This is a genomic window from Deinococcus indicus (genome assembly GCF_002198095.1).
GTDB classification, from domain to species: domain Bacteria; phylum Deinococcota; class Deinococci; order Deinococcales; family Deinococcaceae; genus Deinococcus; species Deinococcus caeni.
Window position 1 is genome coordinate 225,382 of the sequence record NZ_NHMK01000030.1, and the last position, 17,362, is coordinate 242,743.

Below are 17,362 nucleotides of genomic sequence, written 5' to 3' on the forward strand. Positions count from 1 at the left end.
GGCCCGCTGACCGAACGGTTCGGCGCGGGCGGTTCCCGACTTTCCCAGGAGGAATTCATGAGCATCCTTGACCGACTGTCCCGACTGCTGCGCGCCAACGTGAACGACCTGATCAGCCGCGCCGAGAATCCCAGCCTGATCATCGAGCAGGCGCTGCGTGACATGCGCGCCGCGTACGCCGAGGCCCGCAGCGAGGTCGCGGACGCCATGAGCCAGAACGCCAAGCTGGACCGCGAGGCCACCAGCAACCGCCGCATGGCCGCCGAGTACGAGAAGAAGGCCGAGGAGGCGCTGCGCGGCGGCAGCGAGGACCTCGCGCGTGAGGCGCTGCGGCGCGCTCAGAACGCCAAGGATCTCGCGGCGGGCTTCGAGGAGCAGCTGGCGGTGCAGAGCAGCACGGTCGAGCAGCTCAAGACGCAGCTGCGCGCCCTGGAAGCCAGAATCGACGAGATGGAAGGCAAGAAGAGCCTGCTGGCGGCCCGTCAGAAGACCGCGCAGGCCAACGAAACCCTGGACCGCGTGTCGGGGTTCGGCAAGGCCGGCGGCGCCATGGACGCCTTCGAGGAGATGGAGGAACGCGTCTCGGGCATGGAGGACCGCAACCGCGCCATGGGGGAGCTGCGCAAGGAGAACGACTTCGACGCGCAGCTCAAGGACCTGGGCCGCACCCAGGCCATCGACGACGCCATGGCCGCCCTGAAGGCCAAGGTGTCCGGCGACAAGAGCTGAACTTTGCCCGTGATACGGGTTCCGTCTGTTTCGCCGACAATCCGGAACGTCACCGGACTGCCGGCTCCACGTCCGGAACCCGTGTTGCTCCCACTCTGCGGGGCAGCTCTACGAGTTGCATCCGCTCGGACCAAGCGGGCTTTGCAGCCCATTCAATCGGAGTCCGTATGAGGGGGGCCGGTCCAGGGCGCTGACCCTGTGCCGGCCCCTCCCTGGCATAGGCTGTTCCTGCGCGGGGAACGCCGGGTGGGGTGGGGGTCGGCCCCCGTCCGGAGGGAGATGTCATGTTTCCTGACAGAATGAACCGGATGAAGCGCTTTACCCTGAAGGCCATGCGCGGCCCCCTCCTTCCTGCCCTGTCTCCGGCGTTCCGGCGGCCCCGGTCGGCGTGGCCGGCGGCGCTGCTGGTCCCGGCGCTGCTGGGGGCCTGCGCGCCGGCCGCCACGCAGCCGGTCACGGTGCAGGCCAGCACGCCCGTGAGCGGCGTGTCGTTCTACCCGCAGCAGAGCGGTCTGGCGTGGTCGTACCAGCTCGAGGGCGAGGACGCCGCCGCGCCCGTGTACACCCTGCGGTCGCTGGGGCCGACGGTGTTCGCGGGGCAGCCGGTCGTGTCGTTCCAGCTGACGGGTCGCGGCGCCGACCAGACGTGGTTCCGGACGGTCGGCGCGGACGGCGTGCGCCTGCTGGGGCTGCGCAAGCCGGGCGTGAACGTGCGCCTGGACCCGCCCTGGCAGGAGTACCCGGCCGAGGCTGCGTGGCGCGTGGGGCTGGCGTGGCAGGGTCAGAGCGAGATCACCCTCAGCGGGGACGATGGGCGCGTGCAGAAACGCGGGCAACTGAACTACAGTTACGTGGTTCAGGAGCGGCGCACCGTGCAGACGCCGGGCGGCCGCTTCGACGTGTGGGTGGTGACCCGGCAGATCAGCGACACCGTGGGGGGGCTGTTCCCCGCCACGCAGCAGCTGTGGTTCTCGCCGTTCGTCGGCGAGGTCCGTTCGCCCGAGGCCCTGCTGCTCACGGGCCGTAACTTCACCACCCGTTCAGGAGGTCAGTAAATGAGTGCCGATTCCATCCTTCCGTCCGGCACGCCGCTGCTGGATCAGGTCAGCAGTCCCGACGACCTCAAGCGCCTGTCGCGTGACCAGCTGCCCGCGCTGGCGCAGGAACTGCGGGACGAGATCACGCGGGTGTGCTCGGTCGGCGGGCTGCACCTCGCGTCGTCGCTGGGCGCGACCGACCTGATCGTGGCGCTGCACTACGTCCTGAACTCGCCGCGCGACCGGATCCTGTTCGACGTGGGGCATCAGGCGTACGCGCACAAGATGCTCACCGGCCGCCGCGATCAGATGGCGACCGTGAAGAAGGAGGGGGGCCTGTCGGGCTTCACGAAGGTCAGCGAGTCCCCCCACGACGCGATCACCGTCGGGCACGCCAGCACCAGCCTCGCCAACGCGCTGGGCATGGCGATGGCCCGCGACGCGCTGGGCCAGGACTACAAGGTCGCCGCCGTGATCGGGGATGGCAGCCTGACGGGCGGGATGGCGCTGGCCGCGCTGAACACCATCGGGGACATGAACCGCCGGATGCTGATCGTCCTGAACGACAACGAGATGAGCATCAGCGAGAACGTCGGCGCGATGAACAAGTTCATGCGGGGCCTGCAGGTGCAGAAGTGGTTCCAGGAGGGCGAGGGCGCGGGCAAGAAGGCCATGGAGGCCGTCAGCAAGCCCCTGGCGAGCTTCATGAGCCGCGCCAAGAGTTCCACGCGGCACTTCTTCGACCCGGCCAGCGTGAACCCCTTCGCGGCGATGGGCGTGCGCTACGTGGGCCCGGTGGACGGGCACAACGTGCAGGAACTCGTGTGGCTGATGGAACGACTGGCCGATCTGGACGGGCCGACCATCCTGCACGTCGTCACGAAGAAGGGCAAGGGCCTCAGCTACGCGGAAGCCGACCCGATCTACTGGCACGGGCCGGGCAAGTTCGACCCCAGCACCGGCGAGTTCAGCGCCAGCAAGGCGTACTCGTGGAGCAACGCCTTCGGGGACGCCATGACCGAACTGGCCGCGCAGGACCCGCGCACGTTCGTGATCACGCCCGCCATGCGCGAGGGCAGCGGACTCGTCGGGTACTCGAAGGCGCACCCGAACCGCTACCTGGACGTGGGCATCGCCGAGGAGGTCGCGGTGACCGCCGCCGCCGGGATGGCCCTGCAGGGCCTGCGCCCGGTCGTGGCGATCTACTCGTCGTTCCTGCAGCGCGCGTACGATCAGGTGCTGCATGACGTGGCCATAGAGAATCTGAACGTCACGTTCGCCATCGACCGCGCCGGGATCGTGGGCGCGGACGGCGCTACCCACAACGGCGTGTTCGACCTGAGCTTCCTGCGCTCCATTCCCGGCGTGCACATCGGCCTGCCGAAGGACGCAGCGGAACTGCGAGGGATGCTGAAGTACGCGCAGACACACGACGGCCCCTTCGCGATCCGCTACCCGCGCGGCAACACCACGCCCGTCCCCGAAGGCACCTGGCCTGAACTGGAGTGGGGCACCTGGGAGCGCGTGCAGGACGGCACGGACGTGGTGATCCTGGCGGGCGGCAAGGGCCTGGAGTACGCGCAGAAGGCCGCCACCGGCCTGCCCGGCGTGGGCGTCGTGAACGCCCGCTTCGTCAAACCCCTGGATGAAGCGATGCTGCGTGACGTGGCCCGCAACGCCCGCGCGATCATCACCGTCGAGGACAACACCGTCGTGGGCGGCTTCGGCAGCGCCGTCCTCGAATTCCTGAACGCCGAGGGGATCAAGACCCCCGTGCGCGTCCTGGGCATCCCCGACGAATTCCAGGAGCACGCGACCGTCGAGAGCGTCCACGCCCGCAGCGGCATCGACGCGCAGGCCATCCGCACCGTGCTGGCCGAACTCGGCGTGGACGTCCCGCTCGGGGTATAGCAGGTTGATAGCCAAAAGTTGATGGTTGATAGAAGGGACAACCCTCTATCAACCATCAACTTTCAACCATCTACTCCCTGACCTCGCCGTTGCCTTCCACGACCCATTTGGTGGTGGTCAGTTCGCGGAGGCCCATGGGGCCGCGGGCGTGGAGTTTCTGGGTGCTGATGGCGACCTCGGCGCCCAGGCCGAGTTGGCCGCCGTCGTTGAAGCGGGGGCTGGCGTTCACGATGACGGCGGCGCTGTCCACGTCCTCGATGAACCGCCCCGCCTGCGCGTCGTCGCGGGTGAGGATCACGTCGGTGTGGTTCCCGCGCGCGGCGATGAAGTCCAGCGCGTCGTCGAAGGAGGCGACGGTCCTGACGCTGGCGGTCAGGGCCAGGAATTCCGTGCCGTAGTCGGCGTCCGTGGCGGGGTCGGTGGTGATGCCGGCGGCGCTCAGGGCCGCGTGGGCGGCCGGGTCGGTGCGCAGGGTCACGCCGTGCGCCTGGAGGTCGCGGGCGATGTCCGGCAGGGCGTCCAGGGCCTCCTCGTGAATCAGGAGGGTGTCGAGGGCGTTGCAGGCACTGGGTTTCTGCACCTTCGCGTTCCGCACGATCTCCAGGGCACGCGCCCGGTCGCCGGGGTCGCGGGTGAAGCTGGGGTCGAGGTACACGTGCACCACGCCGATGCCGCCCACGATGACAGGCACGGTGGCGTTCTCCACACAGTAGCGGTGCAGTCCGGCCCCGCCGCGCGGGATGATCGCGTCCACCAGATCATCCAGTTTCAGCAGTTCCAGCATCCGCTCGCGGGCCGGGTCGCGGATGACCTGCACCCCGTGCGCCGGGAGGTTCTGTTCGCGCAGCGCGGCGTGAATGACCTCTTCCAGCGCGGCGTTGCTGCGCACCGTCTCCTTGCCGCCGCGCAGGATCACGGCGTTCCCGCTCATCAGGGCGAGCGCGGCGACGTCCACGGTCACGTTCGGGCGGCTCTCGTAGATGACGCCCAGCACGCCCAGCGGCACGCGCCGGGTGCTCACGCGGATGCCGCTCGGCTGCTCCTGTGCGGGGGTGGTCTCCCCCACCGGGTCGGGCAGGCGCGACACGGCCTCCACGTCCGCCGCGATGCCGTCCAGCATCCGGGCGTCCAGGCGCAGGCGGGCCACCATCGGCTCGGGCAGCCCGGCGTCCAGGGCGGCCTGCACGTCCTGCGCGTTCGCGGCCAGGATGCCGGCAGCGTTGGCGCGCAGTCCGGCGGCGATCGCGTGCAGCGCCGCGACCTTGCGCGCGGTGGGCAGCGACCGCAGCACGCGGGCGGCGGCGCGCGCCTGCACGCCCATCTCGCGGATGGTCAGGCCGTGGGGGCCGGCAGGCGGCACTGCGCCGGTCTGGGGCTCGTGCGGGGGGGTGGACTGCGGCGCGGCGCTCATGCCCCTGAGCGTAGCAGCGCCGCCCGGCCGGCAGGCCACGCTGCCTACGCCGGCCCCGGTTCAGCCGACCGTGCGCCGGGGCGTGAGCTGCAGCAGGGCCTGCGCCAGCGCGTGCGGGTCGTGCCGCGCCTGACCGGGGTGCAGCAGCGGGTGCAGGACGCAGCGGCCCCGCAGGTCGCGGCTGGCGCCGTGCAGGGTCAGCAGGTGCGCGCCCTCGCCGGCGTAGCGGTCGATCACGTCGCGGGGCGGCATGGCGTTGTTCACGAGCACGCAGTCCGGCGTGCGGCCCAGGTGGCGGGTGATGGCCTGCACGTGCCCTTCCAGGGTCAGGTCGTCGGTCTCGCCGGGTTCGGTCATCAGGCTCGCGACGTACACGAGCGGCGCGGCGCTCTCGCGGATGGCGCGGGCGATGCCCGGCACCAGCAGCGCCGGAATGATGCTGGTGTACAGGCTGCCGGGACCCAGGACGATCTGCTCGGCGCGGTGGATGGCGGCCGTCACCTCGGGCAGGGTGGGCAGGTCCGGGGGGTCCAGGGTGACCTGCCGGATGCGGGCCGCGCCGACCTGCGGCGCGAACTGGCTCTCGCCGCGCACGACGCGCCCGTCGCTCAGGTGCGCGACCAGCGTGGCGGGGTGCGTGGTGGCCGGGTAGACCTTCCCGCGGATCCGCAGCACCTCGTGGATGTCCTTCATGGCGGCGCTCAGGCCGCCCTGCTCCTCGCTGAGGGTGGCGAGCATCAGGTTCCCGAAGGTGTGTCCCTCCAGGCCCTCGCCGCGCTGGAAGCGGTGCAGCAGCAGCCGGGCCATGACGGGACTGTCGCTCAGGGCGGCGTAGCAGTCGGTCAGGTCGCCCGGCGCGACCATGTCCAGGGCCTCGCGCAGGCGCCCGGAGCTGCCCCCGTCGTCCGAGACGGTCACGACGGCGGTGGTGTTGCCGGTGTGGGCGCGCAGGCCCGAGAGCAGGTTCGACATGCCGGTCCCGCCGCCCAGCGTCACGACGTGCGGGCCGCGCGCGAGGTTACGGCGTTCGTACAGGACATCCACGGCGGTTTCCGGGGCGGTGCCGGTGCCCTGCAGGACCGAGCGGTTGAGCATCATGATGCTCCAGAGCGCGCCGATCAACGCCAGGATCATGAGGGTGCCCCCGCCGACGTACAGCGGCATGTACTCCGGGCTGACCAGGGCGTTCACCCACAGGATCCAGCGGGTCGCCACGAAGTGCAGCGGGCCGGTCCAGGTGAAGTGCAGCACGCCCACCGCGCCCAGCAGGGTGCAGATCACGAACAGGCTGATCCAGCGTTTCACGCCGATGCCGGGGGCCATCCACATGCGGGCGCGGTGGCCGCTGCGTTTCAGGCCGGGTTTCAGGCGCTGGCGGCGCGACGGCCGGGGGGCCGGTTCGCGCGGCCGGACGTCCAGTTGCGAGAGGGGCGGGTCGCTCATCCGTGCTCGCCGACTTTCATGTCACGGTGGTCCATGAGGTCCACGTTCAGGTCCTTCAGGTCGCCGGCGAGGCGGGCGGTGACGGCCACGCTGCGGTGCTGGCCGCCGGTGCAGCCGATCCCGACGGTGTACCCGTGGCGGCCGCTGGCGCGGGCGCGTTCGGCCGCGACGCGCACGAAGTCGCGCAGTTCGGCGTAGAACGCCTCGGAGTCCGCGCCGCTGAAGGCGTAGGCGGCCACGTCGGCGTCCAGGCCGGTCTTCGGGCGCAGGGCGGGATCGTAGTACGGGTTCGGCAGCGAGCGCACGTCGAGGATCATGTCCACGTCGCGCGGCGGGGCGTGCTTGAACCCGAAGGACATCAGGCGCAGGTGGAAGTCGTGTTCCAGCCGGAACAGTTGCAGCACGCGGCTGCCCAGGTCCTTGGCGCTCAGGTCGGTGGTGTCGATGACGGTGTCGGCGATGGCGCGCAGCGGGGCGAGCAGGTCGCGTTCCCGCGCGAAGTCCAGCATCAGGTTCTCGCCGAGCGGGTGTTCGCGGCGCGTGAAGTTGTAGCGCTTGAGCAGCACGTCCGCGTTCGCCTCCAGGAACAGGACACGCAGGTCCTCGCGGCGGCGGGACAGGCGCACGTAACTGGTTTCCAGGGCGTCCAGGAAGTGGCGGGTGCGGGCGTCGGTGCTGATCGCCACGCGGTCCAGGCCGCGCGCCTCCACGAGGTCGTGCATGGCGCCCCACAGTTCCGGGGGCAGGTTGTCGGTGATGAAGAACCCGGCGTCCTCCAGGGTGCGCAGGACGGTACTTTTTCCACTTCCGGACAGGCCAGAGACCACGACGAACGGCATGCGGTCAGTCTAGCCCGCCCCGCGCCGGCGCAAGTGACGGACCGGTCAGCAGGGCGGTCGGCCGCCGACCGGGGGAACAGTCAACCCCGCCGGGCGTGGGGCCGGGCGGGGCAGATGGGGGCGGTGGCTCAGCGGACGCGGGTGCCGCTGGGCAGGTCCAGGCCGGTGCCGATCAGGTCCAGGTTGCCCTGGTCGTCCTCGGCGGCGAGGATCATGCCCTGCGACTCGATGCCGCGCAGCTTGGCGGGTTTCAGGTTGGCGACCAGGATGACCTTGCGGCCCACGAGCGCCTCGGGTTCGAACCAGCGGCGGATACCGCTGACGACGGTGCGGGTCTCGTCGCCGAGCTTCACCGTGAGTTTCAGGAGCTTGTCGGCCTTGGCGACGGCCTCGGCGGCGACGACCTCCGCGATCCGCAGGTCCACGCGGGCGAAGTCGTCGATGCTGATCAGGGCCTCGGCGGGCGCGGCCTCGGGGGCGGGAGAAGCGGGGGCGGCGGGGGCAACGTCGGCCGGGGTGGGCGCGGGAGCGGGGGCAGTCTGGGTCATGGGTTTCTCTTTCCTGCCGGGCTTCGGCGCGCTCGCGGCGGGCGCGGGCGGTTCTTTCGGTTCGGGTTTCGGGAACAGGATCGGGCCGCCCGCCACGCGCGTCCCGGCGGGCGTCAGGCCCCAGGCGGGCGCCAGGGCGTAGGTCTGGGAGGCCAGGCCCAGCTGGGCGCGCAGTTCGCGGGCCTTGACCGGAATCACGGCCTCCAGGGCGACACTGGCGACGCGCAGGCCCTCGGCGGCGGTGTACAGCACGGTGTCCAGGCGGCGCTGGGTGTCGTCGCTCTTGGCGAGGTTCCACGGCGCGCTCTCGGCGATATAGCGGTTTAGGTCCCGCACGAAGTTCATGGCCGCCTCGATGGCCATGTTGATCTTCAGGTCGTCCACGAGCGCCAGGATCTGGCCGGGCAGGGCCAGCGCGGCCGCCTCGACGCTGCGGTCGCGTTCCGCGAGGTCCTGCGCGGCCGGGATGACCCCGCCCCGGTACTTCTGGATCATGGAGACGGTGCGCGACAGCAGGTTGCCCAGGTCGTTGGCGAGGTCGCTGTTCAGGCGCGAGATCAGGATGCCCTCGCCGTAGGGGCTGTCGGCGCTGAGGGTCGCCTCGCGCAGCAGGGTGTAGCGGATGGCGTCGGTGGGGTACGCCGCGACGAGCGCCTCGGGGTCGATGGCGTTCCCGAGGCTCTTGCCCATCTTGCGGCCGTCCTCGGCGAGGATGTGGCTGTGCACGACCAGCCGGCGGTACATGGGCAGCCCGGCGGCGCGCAGCATGGTCGGCCAGAACACGGCGTGCGGCTTGAGGATGTCCTTGCCGATCACATGCCAGGCGGTGCCGCTGACGCTGGCGTCCTGACCGCTGCTGACGAGCGGCGTGAGGTAGCTGAGCAGCGCGTCGAACCACACGTAGGTGACGTGGTCGGCGTCCCAGGGCAGTTCGATGCCCCAGGGCACGCGGTTTTTCGGGCGGCTGATGCTGAGCGGCCCGACCGGTTCCTTCAGCATTTCCAGCACCTCGTTGCGGTACCCGGCGGGCTGGATCAGGTCGGGATTGGTCTGCAGGTACTCCAGCAGCCAGGGCTGGTACTTCTCCATGTTGAAGAAGTAGTTCGCCTCGCGCCGCAGTTCCGGGGGGTCCTTGTCGCCGGGGAAGCGGCGCACGCCGTCGGGTCCCTCCACGAGTTCCTTCTCGGTGACGTAGCGTTCGGCGCCGACCGAGTACAGGCCCTCGTACTCGGCGAAGTAGATGTCGCCGGCGTCGTACACGCGCTGGAGGATCTCCTGCACGAAGCGTTTGTGGCGCGCGGAGGTGGTGCGCACGAAGTGGTCGTAGCTGATGCCCAGCGTCTTCCACAGGCCCTGGAAGGCCCGGTCGGACAGGTCGTCCACGAGTTCCTGCGGGGTCACGCCAGCCTTGGCGGCGGCCTTGCTGATCTTCTCGCCGTGCTCGTCGGTGCCCATGACGAACGTCACGGGGCGGCCCGCGAGGCGCTGGTAGCGGGCGATGGCGTCGGTCAGGATCTTCTCGTACACGTGCCCGATGTGGGGCGCGCCGTTGGCGTAATCGATGGCGGCCGTGATGAAAAACGGGGTGGGTGCTGCTTGGCTCATGGTCTCCCTTCCTTCCCGGCCGGCTCCCTGATGAGAGGAGGGCCGGGCAACCCTGTCAGAATACGGAATTTTCGTGCCCCGGCGTGCCCCCCGGTCCAGGGTGGCGCGGGCGGGGCGGCGACAGACCCCGGCTGGCCGGGGCGTGGGGGCCGGGCGGCGCTCAGGCCGCGCGGCGCAGCTTCAGGCGGCCCGGCATTCGCGCGCCGGGGGCCGGGCGGCAGGTGCGGACAGTGGGCGCGGCGCAGCGGGGTCGGTGCGACATGCGTTCACTGTAGCGGGTGCGGGCAGGCGGGCGAGTCCGTCATCTGGCCTGCCGCCAGCCCGCGCCGCCCGTACCCACCGGGCGCTGTATCCAGGCGCCGCTGGACCCACGGGGCGCCGCGCTCACAGGGAGCTGTGCTCACACGGCGCCCCTGCCGGACAACCGCTGTAATCACCTTTGCACTTCACAAAATAAAGCTACGTTGGCGGCATGTCCGCGCCCCGCTCCGTACCGCTCACGTCCCCGCCGCCCTCCCCCACCGCCGGGCAGTCCCCGGACCGCCTGACCCAGCTGACGCTGCTGCTGCTCTCCACCCTGACCATCATGAGCGGCGCGACCATCGCCCCGGCCCTGCCCGCCATGCAGGCGCACTTCGCGGACACCCCCAACGCCGCCTTTCTGGTCAAGCTGTCCCTGACCGTCGTGGGACTGGCCATCGCCCTGACCGCCCCCCTGAGCGGCGTGCTGGCCGACCGCTACGGCCGCCGCCCAGTGCTGCTGGTGTCGCTGGTGCTGTACGCGCTGGGCGGCGGGGTGGGGCTGATCGCGGATTCCATCGGGTCGCTGCTGGCCGGGCGGATCGTGCTGGGGCTGGCCGTGGCGGGCACCATGACGGCCGCCGGGGCGCTCGTGAACGACCTGTTCAGCGGCCCGGCCCGCGGGCGGTTCCTGAGTCAGCAGGCGGCGTTCGGCAATTTCGGCGGCGCGGTCCTGATGCCGCTGGGCGGACTGCTGGCCGCCGCGTCGTGGCGCGCGCCGTTCGCGCTGTACCTGATCTCGCTGCTGCTGATTCCCCTGACCCTGCGCCTGCGCGGCGGCCTGCCCGCCCCGGTCACTGGCGGCGCGGACCCGGCCGTCCGCCCCCACTGGGGCCGCATCGGCGTGATCTACGCCCTGTCGGTCGGGTACATGATCGTGTTCTACCTGATGCCCACCCAGGGGCCGTTCCTGCTGGGCACGCTGGGCGCCGCGCCCGCCGTGACCGGCCTGCTGCTGGGCGCGTTCACGCTGGTCGCGGCACTCACCTCGCTGGCCTACTCGCGGTTCACCGGGCGTTTCCAGCCGCAGCGGGTCGCGGCGCTCGGCCTGGGCCTGCTGGGCGCCGGGTGGCTGACCGTCTCCGGCGCGGCCAGCCCGGCCGGGGCGCTGCTGGGCCTGATTCTGGGCGGGCTGGGCGGCGGGCTGGTCTTCCCGAACCTGTACACCTGGCTGGCGGACCTGACGCCCCCCGCGTGGCGCGGCCGGGTGACGGCCGGCATGAGCAGCGCCATCTTCCTGGGGCAGTTCCTGAGCCCGGTGCTGCTGACCAGCCAGCCGGGTCACGAGGGCCTGATCTTCCGGGTGGGCGCGCTGCTGGCCGGGCTGCTGGGCGCGGCCCTGCTGGCGTTCAGTCTGCGGCGCGCACCGCCCGCCAGGACCGGCTGACCCTCAGTTCAGCCGTAACCCGAACGTGACGGCGCCCGGCGTGCGGCCCAGTTCCGTGAAGCCCAGGTGCCGGTAGAAGCCCTGGGCGTTCACGTTGCGCGCCCCGACGCCCAGGTGGACGCCGACCGCGCCGGCCTCTCGCAGCGCGCCCAGCAGCGTGTCCATCAGGGCGCGGCCCCGCCCGCCTCCCTGCACGCGTGGCAGCAGGTCGATGTGCAGGTGCGCCGGGTACGCGGCGAGCAGGTCCGGCGGGGTGCGGCGCGGGTGGTGGATCAGGTGCGCGATCCGTTCGTCCGGCGTGCGGTCGGCGGCGGGAACGGCCTGCGGGTCCGGGTACTGGCGGCGCAGCGGCGGCCACCACGCGCGTTCCAGGGTGGCCTCGAAGGCGGCGGTGTCCGGGGTGCCCAGCACGTACCCGCCCACGCCGTGGGCGTCTTCCAGCACGAACGCGAAGTCCGGCGCGAAGGTCAGGTACGGCGCGGCGTACACCTGCCCCAGGATCAGGGGGTCGCGGTACAGGGCGGTGGCGTCCTGGCCGCTGTCGCCGGTTTCCAGGCAGATGCTCAGCAGCGCGGCGCGGTCGGTTTCACGGGCGGAACGCAGGGTCGGCACGCTGCACAGTGCAGCACACCGGCGCGCCGGGTGGGGGCGGGGGTGGTGCGAACCTGCCGCCCGCCGCTGTGTTCTGTTCAGAGCGGAATGTACACTGGAGCGGATGATTGCCTACCTGTCCGGCGTGGTCCGGGAAATACGTGAACACAGCGCCGTGATCGTCGCGGGCGGCGTGGGGTACGAGGTGCAGTGCCCGTCCAGCACCCTGGGGAAACTCACGGCGGGCGAGACGGCCGAACTGAACACCCGCTTCGTGGTCCGCGAGGACGCGCAGCTGCTGTTCGGCTTCCATGACGCCGACAGCGTCCGGATCTTCGACCTGCTCACCAGCGTCAGCGGGGTCGGGCCGAAACTGGCGCTGGCGCTGCTGTCCGCCATGCCGGTCAGCGCCCTGGCGGCCGGGGTGCTGGGCGGCGACGTGAAACTCCTGAGCAGCGTCAGCGGCGTCGGCAAGAAGACCGCCGAGCGGCTGGTGCTGGAATTGCAGGGCAAGGTGCCCGAGCATCTGGCAGCCCCGGCGGCCGGCGCGGGCGGCGTGAAGGCGGCGCGGGTCACGACGACCGCCGGACGCGACGCCGTGGACGCCCTGCTGGCCCTGGGCTTCCGCGAGGCGCAGGTGCGGGCGACCGTGGCCGAACTGCTGGCCGCCGAACCGGACCTGAACGCCGACCAGCTTATCCGCCGTTCGCTGGGACGCCTGCGCTGAGGCCCGCCCCGGCGCGCAGGTCGTCCAGGCCCGCGTACCCCCCGACGAACAGCGCGACCCGCAACTCGTGAATGAACTGCCGCAACCAGTCCTCGGCGGCGTCCGCGCTGTCCAGGGCGGGTTCCAGCAGCGGGCGGGCCACAGCGACCACCTGCGCGCCCAGGCTCAGGGCGCGGGCGGCGTCCAGTCCCGTCCGGATGCCGCCCGAGGCGATCAGCGGCGTGCCCGGCGCAGCCAGCCGGGCGTCCCGCAGGGCCTGCGCGGTCGGAATGCCCAGGTCGCACAGGTCCGGCGTGCGCACCTGCCCGTGATGCACGAGCTGCTCGACCCGCGCCCAGCTGGTGCCGCCCGCCCCGGCCACGTCCATCGCGGCGAAGCCCGCGCTCGCCACGGCCTGCACGGTGCGGCGGTCCAGGCCGTGCCCGACCTCCTTCAGGATCACCGGGAACGGCAGCGTGGGGACCAGGGCCGCCAGCCGGTCGGTCAGTCCGGCCCAGTTGGTATCGCCGCCCGCCTGCAACGCCTCCTGAAGCGGGTTGACGTGAATGGCCAGCGCGTCCGCCCCGACCTCCTGCACGGCGCGGGTGGCGTGCGTGGCGTCGTACCCGAGCAGGAACTGCGCGCCGCCCAGGTTCCCGACGAGCAGGATGTCCGGCGCCCACTCGCGCACCAGGAAGCTGGCGCGGGCCTGCGGGCGTTCCAGCATCACGCGCTGTGAGCCGAGCATCATCCCGATCTCCAGGCGCTGCGCGGCCGTGGCGAGGTTGCGGTTGATGCGCCCGGCCGCGTCGGCGCCGCCGGTCATCGCGCCGATCAGGACGGGAGCGCTCAGGGCGCGGCCCAGGAAGTCGGCGCGCAGGTCCACGCCCTTCAGGTCGCGTTCCGGCAGCGCGCGGTACGGCCAGGGCACCTCGCGCAGGCCGGTGTCGCGCGCGGCGTACTGGCTGTCCGGGCGCAGGCAGGCCTCGATGTGCCGCAGTTTGCGCTGCTCGATCCCGCCGGCACCGGCCTGCGGGGGGATGGCCTGCGGGGGGATGGAAGGGGCGTCGGTCACGCGGTCCAGGGTAACGGGCGCGGCGGGCGTGGGCGGTGGGATTCCCCCCGAACCGCCGCGCCCGGCCGGGACGCGACCGGCCCCGCGTACCGCACGGTCCCAACGTGCCACGTGACACAATGTTGACAGTTCCGGAAACCCGAGGTACTATTCCTGAGCGCTGAGAGCGGGAACGAAAGAAACCGCGACGCAGACGCACAAAGTTCAACCAGAGTAACGCAGGGTAGAGCAGTCTGGTAGCTCGTCGGGCTCATAACCCGGAGGTCGCAGGTTCAAATCCTGTCCCTGCAACCAAACGCCCCCACTTCGGTGGGGGTCTTTCTTTATATTCCCCCTTCATGTTCCCCTGCCCAACCGGAACGACCGGGCGGCGCGCGGCGTACTGTACGGCGTGAGTCTCGCCTTCCTGATCTTTCTCGTCGCCTGGGTGATCGGCATGATCGGCACCTTCGTGCCCGCCGTACCCGCCACCGTCATCATCTTCCTGGGCTCCGTCGCCGCCACCCTGGTCGACGGGTTCCAGCCGTGGCCGGACCTGCCGTTCCTGCTGACCTTCCTGCTCATCACGGTCGCCATCAGCATGGTCGACAACGTCGCCTCGGCCTGGGGGGCGCGCCGGTACGGCGGCAGCCGTCAGGCCATGTGGGGCGCGCTGATCGGCGGTCTGGTCGGCATCTTCATTCCCTTCGGCCTGCTCGTCGGCCCGCTGGCCGGCGCGCTGCTCGCGGAACTGCTGGTCGTGCGCAAAGCCCCGCTGGACGCCGCGCGGGCCGCGTGGGGCACCCTGATCGGCCTGCTGGCCGGACTGGCCGCCAAACTCGTGCTGCACCTGCTGATCGGCCTGTACGAACTGTGGCGCCTGTGGGACCCCGCCCGCTCCGTCTTCGGCTGAACCGCACCCACCACGCGCAGGGGGGCCGCCCGGCAACTGGGCGGCCCCCCTCGCGCATCGGCTCAACGCTGGAACAGCAGCGGTGCCAGCGCGATGAACCCCACCGCCAGCGCCGGCACGAGCGGCAGCAGCGCCCCCAGCAGCGCCCGGCCGGGCCGCCCGGTCAGCTCACGGAACGCCGGGAAACTCAGGGCACACTGCGCGGCCGTGCCCAGCATCGTCACGGCCAGCAGCAGGAACGCGGCGGGCGTGCGGGCCAGCCCGGCCAGCGCCAGCCGCTGCACCGCCTGATTGTCGCTGCCCGCCAGCGCCCCGGCCGCCGGCATCCAGGCGTCACGCGGCGTCAGGAACGCCACGGCCGTCACCAGCAGGTACAGCGGCGGCAGCAACGCGAAACTCGCGCCGTACACCTCGGCCGCCCGACCCGCCCGCCCGGCACCCAGCCAGCCCAGCAGCCACATCAGCAGGAACGTGAACATCGCCAGGAACGCCCCACCGACCGCGTTCGTCACGTGGACCAGCAGCGGCGACGCGCCGCCCGCCACGCTGGCCGCCAGATTCACCGCCGGACTCACCAGCGCCGCGTACGCCACCCCGGACAGCGCCGCACTCAGGACCGTCACACCCAGGTACCGCCACGCGACCGGATCGGTCGGCGCGAGCCGCCGCGCGAACACGCGCGGACCGGTCAGGAACTCGGTCGGCAGCGGCGCCGGCGGATCAGACGCCGCCGGCGGCCGGGAGGACGAAGAGGAAGCGGATCGGGAACGCGCCATTCCCAGCATGGTAACGGCGCGGGGCGGTCACGGAAACGCTCAGCGGCCCCGCAACCCGGCCACCCACGCCGACACGCCCGGCACGGTCAGCAGCAGCGCACTCAGGCCGAACAGCAGCGCAGCCACGTACGCCCCGCTGAGCCACGGCCCCGGCGCGGACCGCTCCTGCGGGTCTGCTTTCGGGGTCAGCCACAGGTGCAGCACGACCATCACCACCGTCCCGAACAGCGCCGCACCGACCGCCAGCGGCACCTTCAGGGCCGGGTTCGAGAGCAGCTCGGTCGCCTGCTCCGGATCGGTCGGCAGCCGCCCCGCCAGGAACGCACCCAGCCCCAGCGCGATGGTGTTGTTCAGCGCGTGAATGATCACGGCGTTCCACACGCTGCCCGTGTGCTGCGTCACGCGCGCCAGCACGTACGCCAGCGGCAGGATGCCGACCACGCTGACCGGCGCGCCGTGCGCCACCGCGAACACCACCGACGACGTGACCGCCGCCACCCCGAACCCCGCCGCGCGCTCGTGCCCGCGCATCATCAGGCCCCGGAACGCGACCTCCTCGGCCAGCGGAATCAGCAGGCCCGCCGCGACCAGCAGCACCCACAGGTCCACGCCGCTGCTCAGGAACTGCGGGGTGCTGCCCGCCGTGTCCGGAAACAGCGTCACGAACGCCAGCACGAACGCCCGCGACGCCAGGAACGCCAGCACGAAGGCCGCTGCCGCCACCCCCCACGCGGGCGGCGTGCGCCAGCGCACATCCCGGAACAGCGCGTCCATCGGCCCCCGGAACACGGTCAGGCCCACCAGCACCACCACCACGAACGCCCCCAGCAGCGACACGCCCAGCGGCAACCCCAGCGCCATCAGCCCCGCCGACGCCGCGTTCTGCACCAGCAGCAGCGCCAGCGCCGCCCGGTTCCCATCGACCGCCCGCACGCCACGCGGCGCAGGCAAGTCAGGCGGATCGGTGGTCACAGGCAGGGCATCCGGAACGGTCATACCCCCGAGCCTACCGCGCCCACCCCACACGGCGCGTCAACGGAAAGTTGAGGCGCGGGGGGCAGGAACCGCGTGTCCGCGCCCCCCGTCAGGCCGTCAGCACGCGGATCGCCCCGGCCAGCGCCTCGTCGTCGATCTGGTGGTGCAGCACGAAGCGCACGCTGTCCGGCCCCAGCGCGTTGCACAGCACGCCCTGTTCGCTCCAGCGGGCGGCGTGCGCGGCGGCGTCCGGCACGGCGGCGTAGATGATGTTCGTCTGCACGGCCGCCATGTTCACGTCGAAACCCGCGTTCACCAGCGCCTCGGCCAGTTCACGGGTGCGGCGGTGATCCTCGGCCAGCCGGGCCGGCCCCTCGCGCAGGGCCACGAGCGCGGCCGCCGCCAGCACGCCCGCCTGCCGCATCCCGCCGCCCATCATCTTGCGGTAACGGTGCGCCTGCCGCATCTGGGCCGCGCTGCCCACCAGCACGCTGCCCACCGGGGCACCCAGGCCCTTGGACAGGCACACGCTGACCGTGTCGAACAGCCCCGTCACGTCCCGCAGCGACACACCCAACGCCACCGCCGCATTCAGCACCCGCGCGCCGTCCAGGTGCAGCGGCAGGCCCTCCTCGGTCGCCACCGCGCGAATCCCGGCCAGCACGTCCAGCGGAATCACCGTCCCGCCCGCCTTGTTGTGCGTGTTCTCCAGACTGATCAACCCGCTCGGGGACTGGTGAACGCTGCGCCGCACCGCCGCACGCACGTCCTCCGGAGCCGGCACGCCCAGCAGCGCCGGCACGAAGCGCGGCACCACCCCACTGAACGCCGCCATCATGCCCAGCTCCCACTCGTAGATGTGCGAGCCCTCCGCGCAGATGACCTCCTCGCCCCGCCGGGTGTGCAGAGCGATCGCCACCTGATTCGTCATCGTCCCCGACGGCATGAACAACCCCGCCTCGTGCCCGGTCAGGCGCGCCACCTCCGCCTGCAACTCGTTCACGGTCGGGTCCTCGCCGTACACGTCGTCCCCCACCGGCGCCTGCGCCATCGCCTCGCGCATGGCAGACGTGGGGGTCGTGACGGTATCGGAACGCAGATCGGCAATCAGGCGGGAGGCAGTCATGCCCCGGATGC

15 protein-coding genes and 1 tRNA gene are annotated in these 17,362 nt (G+C 71.7%); 7 read left to right on the forward strand and 9 right to left on the reverse strand.

Going from position 1 to position 17,362, the window contains the following annotated elements; all coding sequences use genetic code 11:
• Nucleotides 1-57: 57 nt before the first annotated feature.
• From CBQ26_RS18250 to dxs, 3 genes are all read left to right on the forward strand, one after another.
• On the forward strand, nt 58-729 hold the full coding sequence (locus CBQ26_RS18250) for a PspA/IM30 family protein (RefSeq protein WP_088250030.1): 672 nt from the start codon (nt 58-60) through the stop codon (nt 727-729).
• Nucleotides 730-1,028: 299 nt separating this feature from the next.
• Nucleotides 1,029-1,784 (forward strand): hypothetical protein, encoded by a 756-nt coding sequence (locus CBQ26_RS18255; protein WP_342351787.1) that lies wholly within the window; start codon nt 1,029-1,031, stop codon nt 1,782-1,784.
• Nucleotides 1,785-3,677 carry a 1-deoxy-D-xylulose-5-phosphate synthase gene (gene dxs, locus CBQ26_RS18260; protein WP_088250031.1) on the forward strand — a complete coding sequence of 631 codons (1,893 nt, stop codon included), beginning with the start codon at nt 1,785-1,787 and terminating at the stop codon, nt 3,675-3,677.
• A gap of 70 nt (nt 3,678-3,747) precedes the next feature.
• Here dxs and CBQ26_RS18265 read toward each other — a convergent pair whose 3' ends face one another.
• From CBQ26_RS18265 to metG, 4 genes are all read right to left on the reverse strand, one after another.
• Entirely contained in the window at nt 3,748-4,998 is a 1,251-nt protein-coding gene (locus tag CBQ26_RS18265; protein WP_088250089.1) for a glutamate-5-semialdehyde dehydrogenase, read from the reverse strand.
• Nucleotides 4,999-5,148: 150 nt separating this feature from the next.
• Nucleotides 5,149-6,531 (reverse strand): gluconeogenesis factor YvcK family protein, encoded by a 1,383-nt coding sequence (locus tag CBQ26_RS18270; RefSeq protein ID WP_308430580.1) that lies wholly within the window; start codon nt 6,529-6,531, stop codon nt 5,149-5,151.
• Nucleotides 6,528-7,370 (reverse strand): RNase adapter RapZ, encoded by an 843-nt coding sequence (gene rapZ / locus CBQ26_RS18275; protein WP_088250032.1) that lies wholly within the window; start codon nt 7,368-7,370, stop codon nt 6,528-6,530. The genes CBQ26_RS18270 and rapZ overlap by 4 nt, the downstream gene beginning before the upstream one ends.
• 128 nt (nt 7,371-7,498) lie before the next feature.
• The gene (gene metG / locus CBQ26_RS18280; RefSeq protein ID WP_088250033.1) at nt 7,499-9,523 is read right to left on the reverse strand and encodes a methionine--tRNA ligase; all 2,025 of its coding nucleotides are present in this window, start codon (nt 9,521-9,523) and stop codon (nt 7,499-7,501) included.
• Between the two features lie 472 nt (nt 9,524-9,995).
• Here metG and CBQ26_RS18285 point away from each other — a divergent pair, with 472 nt between their 5' ends.
• Entirely contained in the window at nt 9,996-11,210 is a 1,215-nt protein-coding gene (locus CBQ26_RS18285) for an MFS transporter (protein WP_088250034.1), read from the forward strand.
• A gap of 3 nt (nt 11,211-11,213) precedes the next feature.
• On the opposite strand, the gene CBQ26_RS18290 is transcribed toward CBQ26_RS18285, so the two are convergent.
• Nucleotides 11,214-11,822, reverse strand: coding sequence for a GNAT family N-acetyltransferase (locus CBQ26_RS18290; RefSeq protein ID WP_229843952.1), 609 nt, complete (start codon nt 11,820-11,822; stop codon nt 11,214-11,216).
• 103 nt (nt 11,823-11,925) lie between these two features.
• Here CBQ26_RS18290 and ruvA point away from each other — a divergent pair, with 103 nt between their 5' ends.
• Nucleotides 11,926-12,528: a Holliday junction branch migration protein RuvA gene (gene ruvA / locus CBQ26_RS18295; protein WP_078302324.1), complete on the forward strand. Its 603-nt coding sequence runs from the start codon at nt 11,926-11,928 to the stop codon at nt 12,526-12,528.
• Here the strand turns inward: ruvA and fni are convergent.
• Nucleotides 12,497-13,582, reverse strand: coding sequence for a type 2 isopentenyl-diphosphate Delta-isomerase (gene fni / locus CBQ26_RS18300; RefSeq protein WP_244898086.1), 1,086 nt, complete (start codon nt 13,580-13,582; stop codon nt 12,497-12,499). The genes ruvA and fni overlap by 32 nt on opposite strands.
• Before the next feature lie 217 nt (nt 13,583-13,799).
• Here fni and CBQ26_RS18305 point away from each other — a divergent pair.
• Both CBQ26_RS18305 and CBQ26_RS18310 read left to right on the forward strand, forming a co-directional pair.
• A tRNA-Met gene (locus CBQ26_RS18305) sits at nt 13,800-13,876 on the forward strand.
• Nucleotides 13,877-13,973: 97 nt separating this feature from the next.
• On the forward strand, nt 13,974-14,474 hold the full coding sequence (locus CBQ26_RS18310) for a DUF456 domain-containing protein (RefSeq protein WP_088250035.1): 501 nt from the start codon (nt 13,974-13,976) through the stop codon (nt 14,472-14,474).
• A gap of 62 nt (nt 14,475-14,536) precedes the next feature.
• Here the strand turns inward: CBQ26_RS18310 and CBQ26_RS18315 are convergent, their stop codons facing one another.
• The 3 genes from CBQ26_RS18315 to CBQ26_RS18325 all read right to left on the reverse strand — a co-directional run bounded on the left by CBQ26_RS18315 (nt 14,537) and on the right by CBQ26_RS18325 (nt 17,351).
• The gene (locus tag CBQ26_RS18315) at nt 14,537-15,250 is read right to left on the reverse strand and encodes a hypothetical protein (RefSeq protein ID WP_088250036.1); all 714 of its coding nucleotides are present in this window, start codon (nt 15,248-15,250) and stop codon (nt 14,537-14,539) included.
• A 39-nt stretch (nt 15,251-15,289) separates the two neighbouring features.
• On the reverse strand, nt 15,290-16,246 hold the full coding sequence (locus CBQ26_RS18320; protein WP_088250037.1) for a CPBP family intramembrane glutamic endopeptidase: 957 nt from the start codon (nt 16,244-16,246) through the stop codon (nt 15,290-15,292).
• An 88-nt stretch (nt 16,247-16,334) separates the two neighbouring features.
• The gene (locus tag CBQ26_RS18325) at nt 16,335-17,351 is read right to left on the reverse strand and encodes a threonine aldolase family protein (RefSeq protein ID WP_088250038.1); all 1,017 of its coding nucleotides are present in this window, start codon (nt 17,349-17,351) and stop codon (nt 16,335-16,337) included.
• Nucleotides 17,352-17,362: the final 11 nt, after the last annotated feature.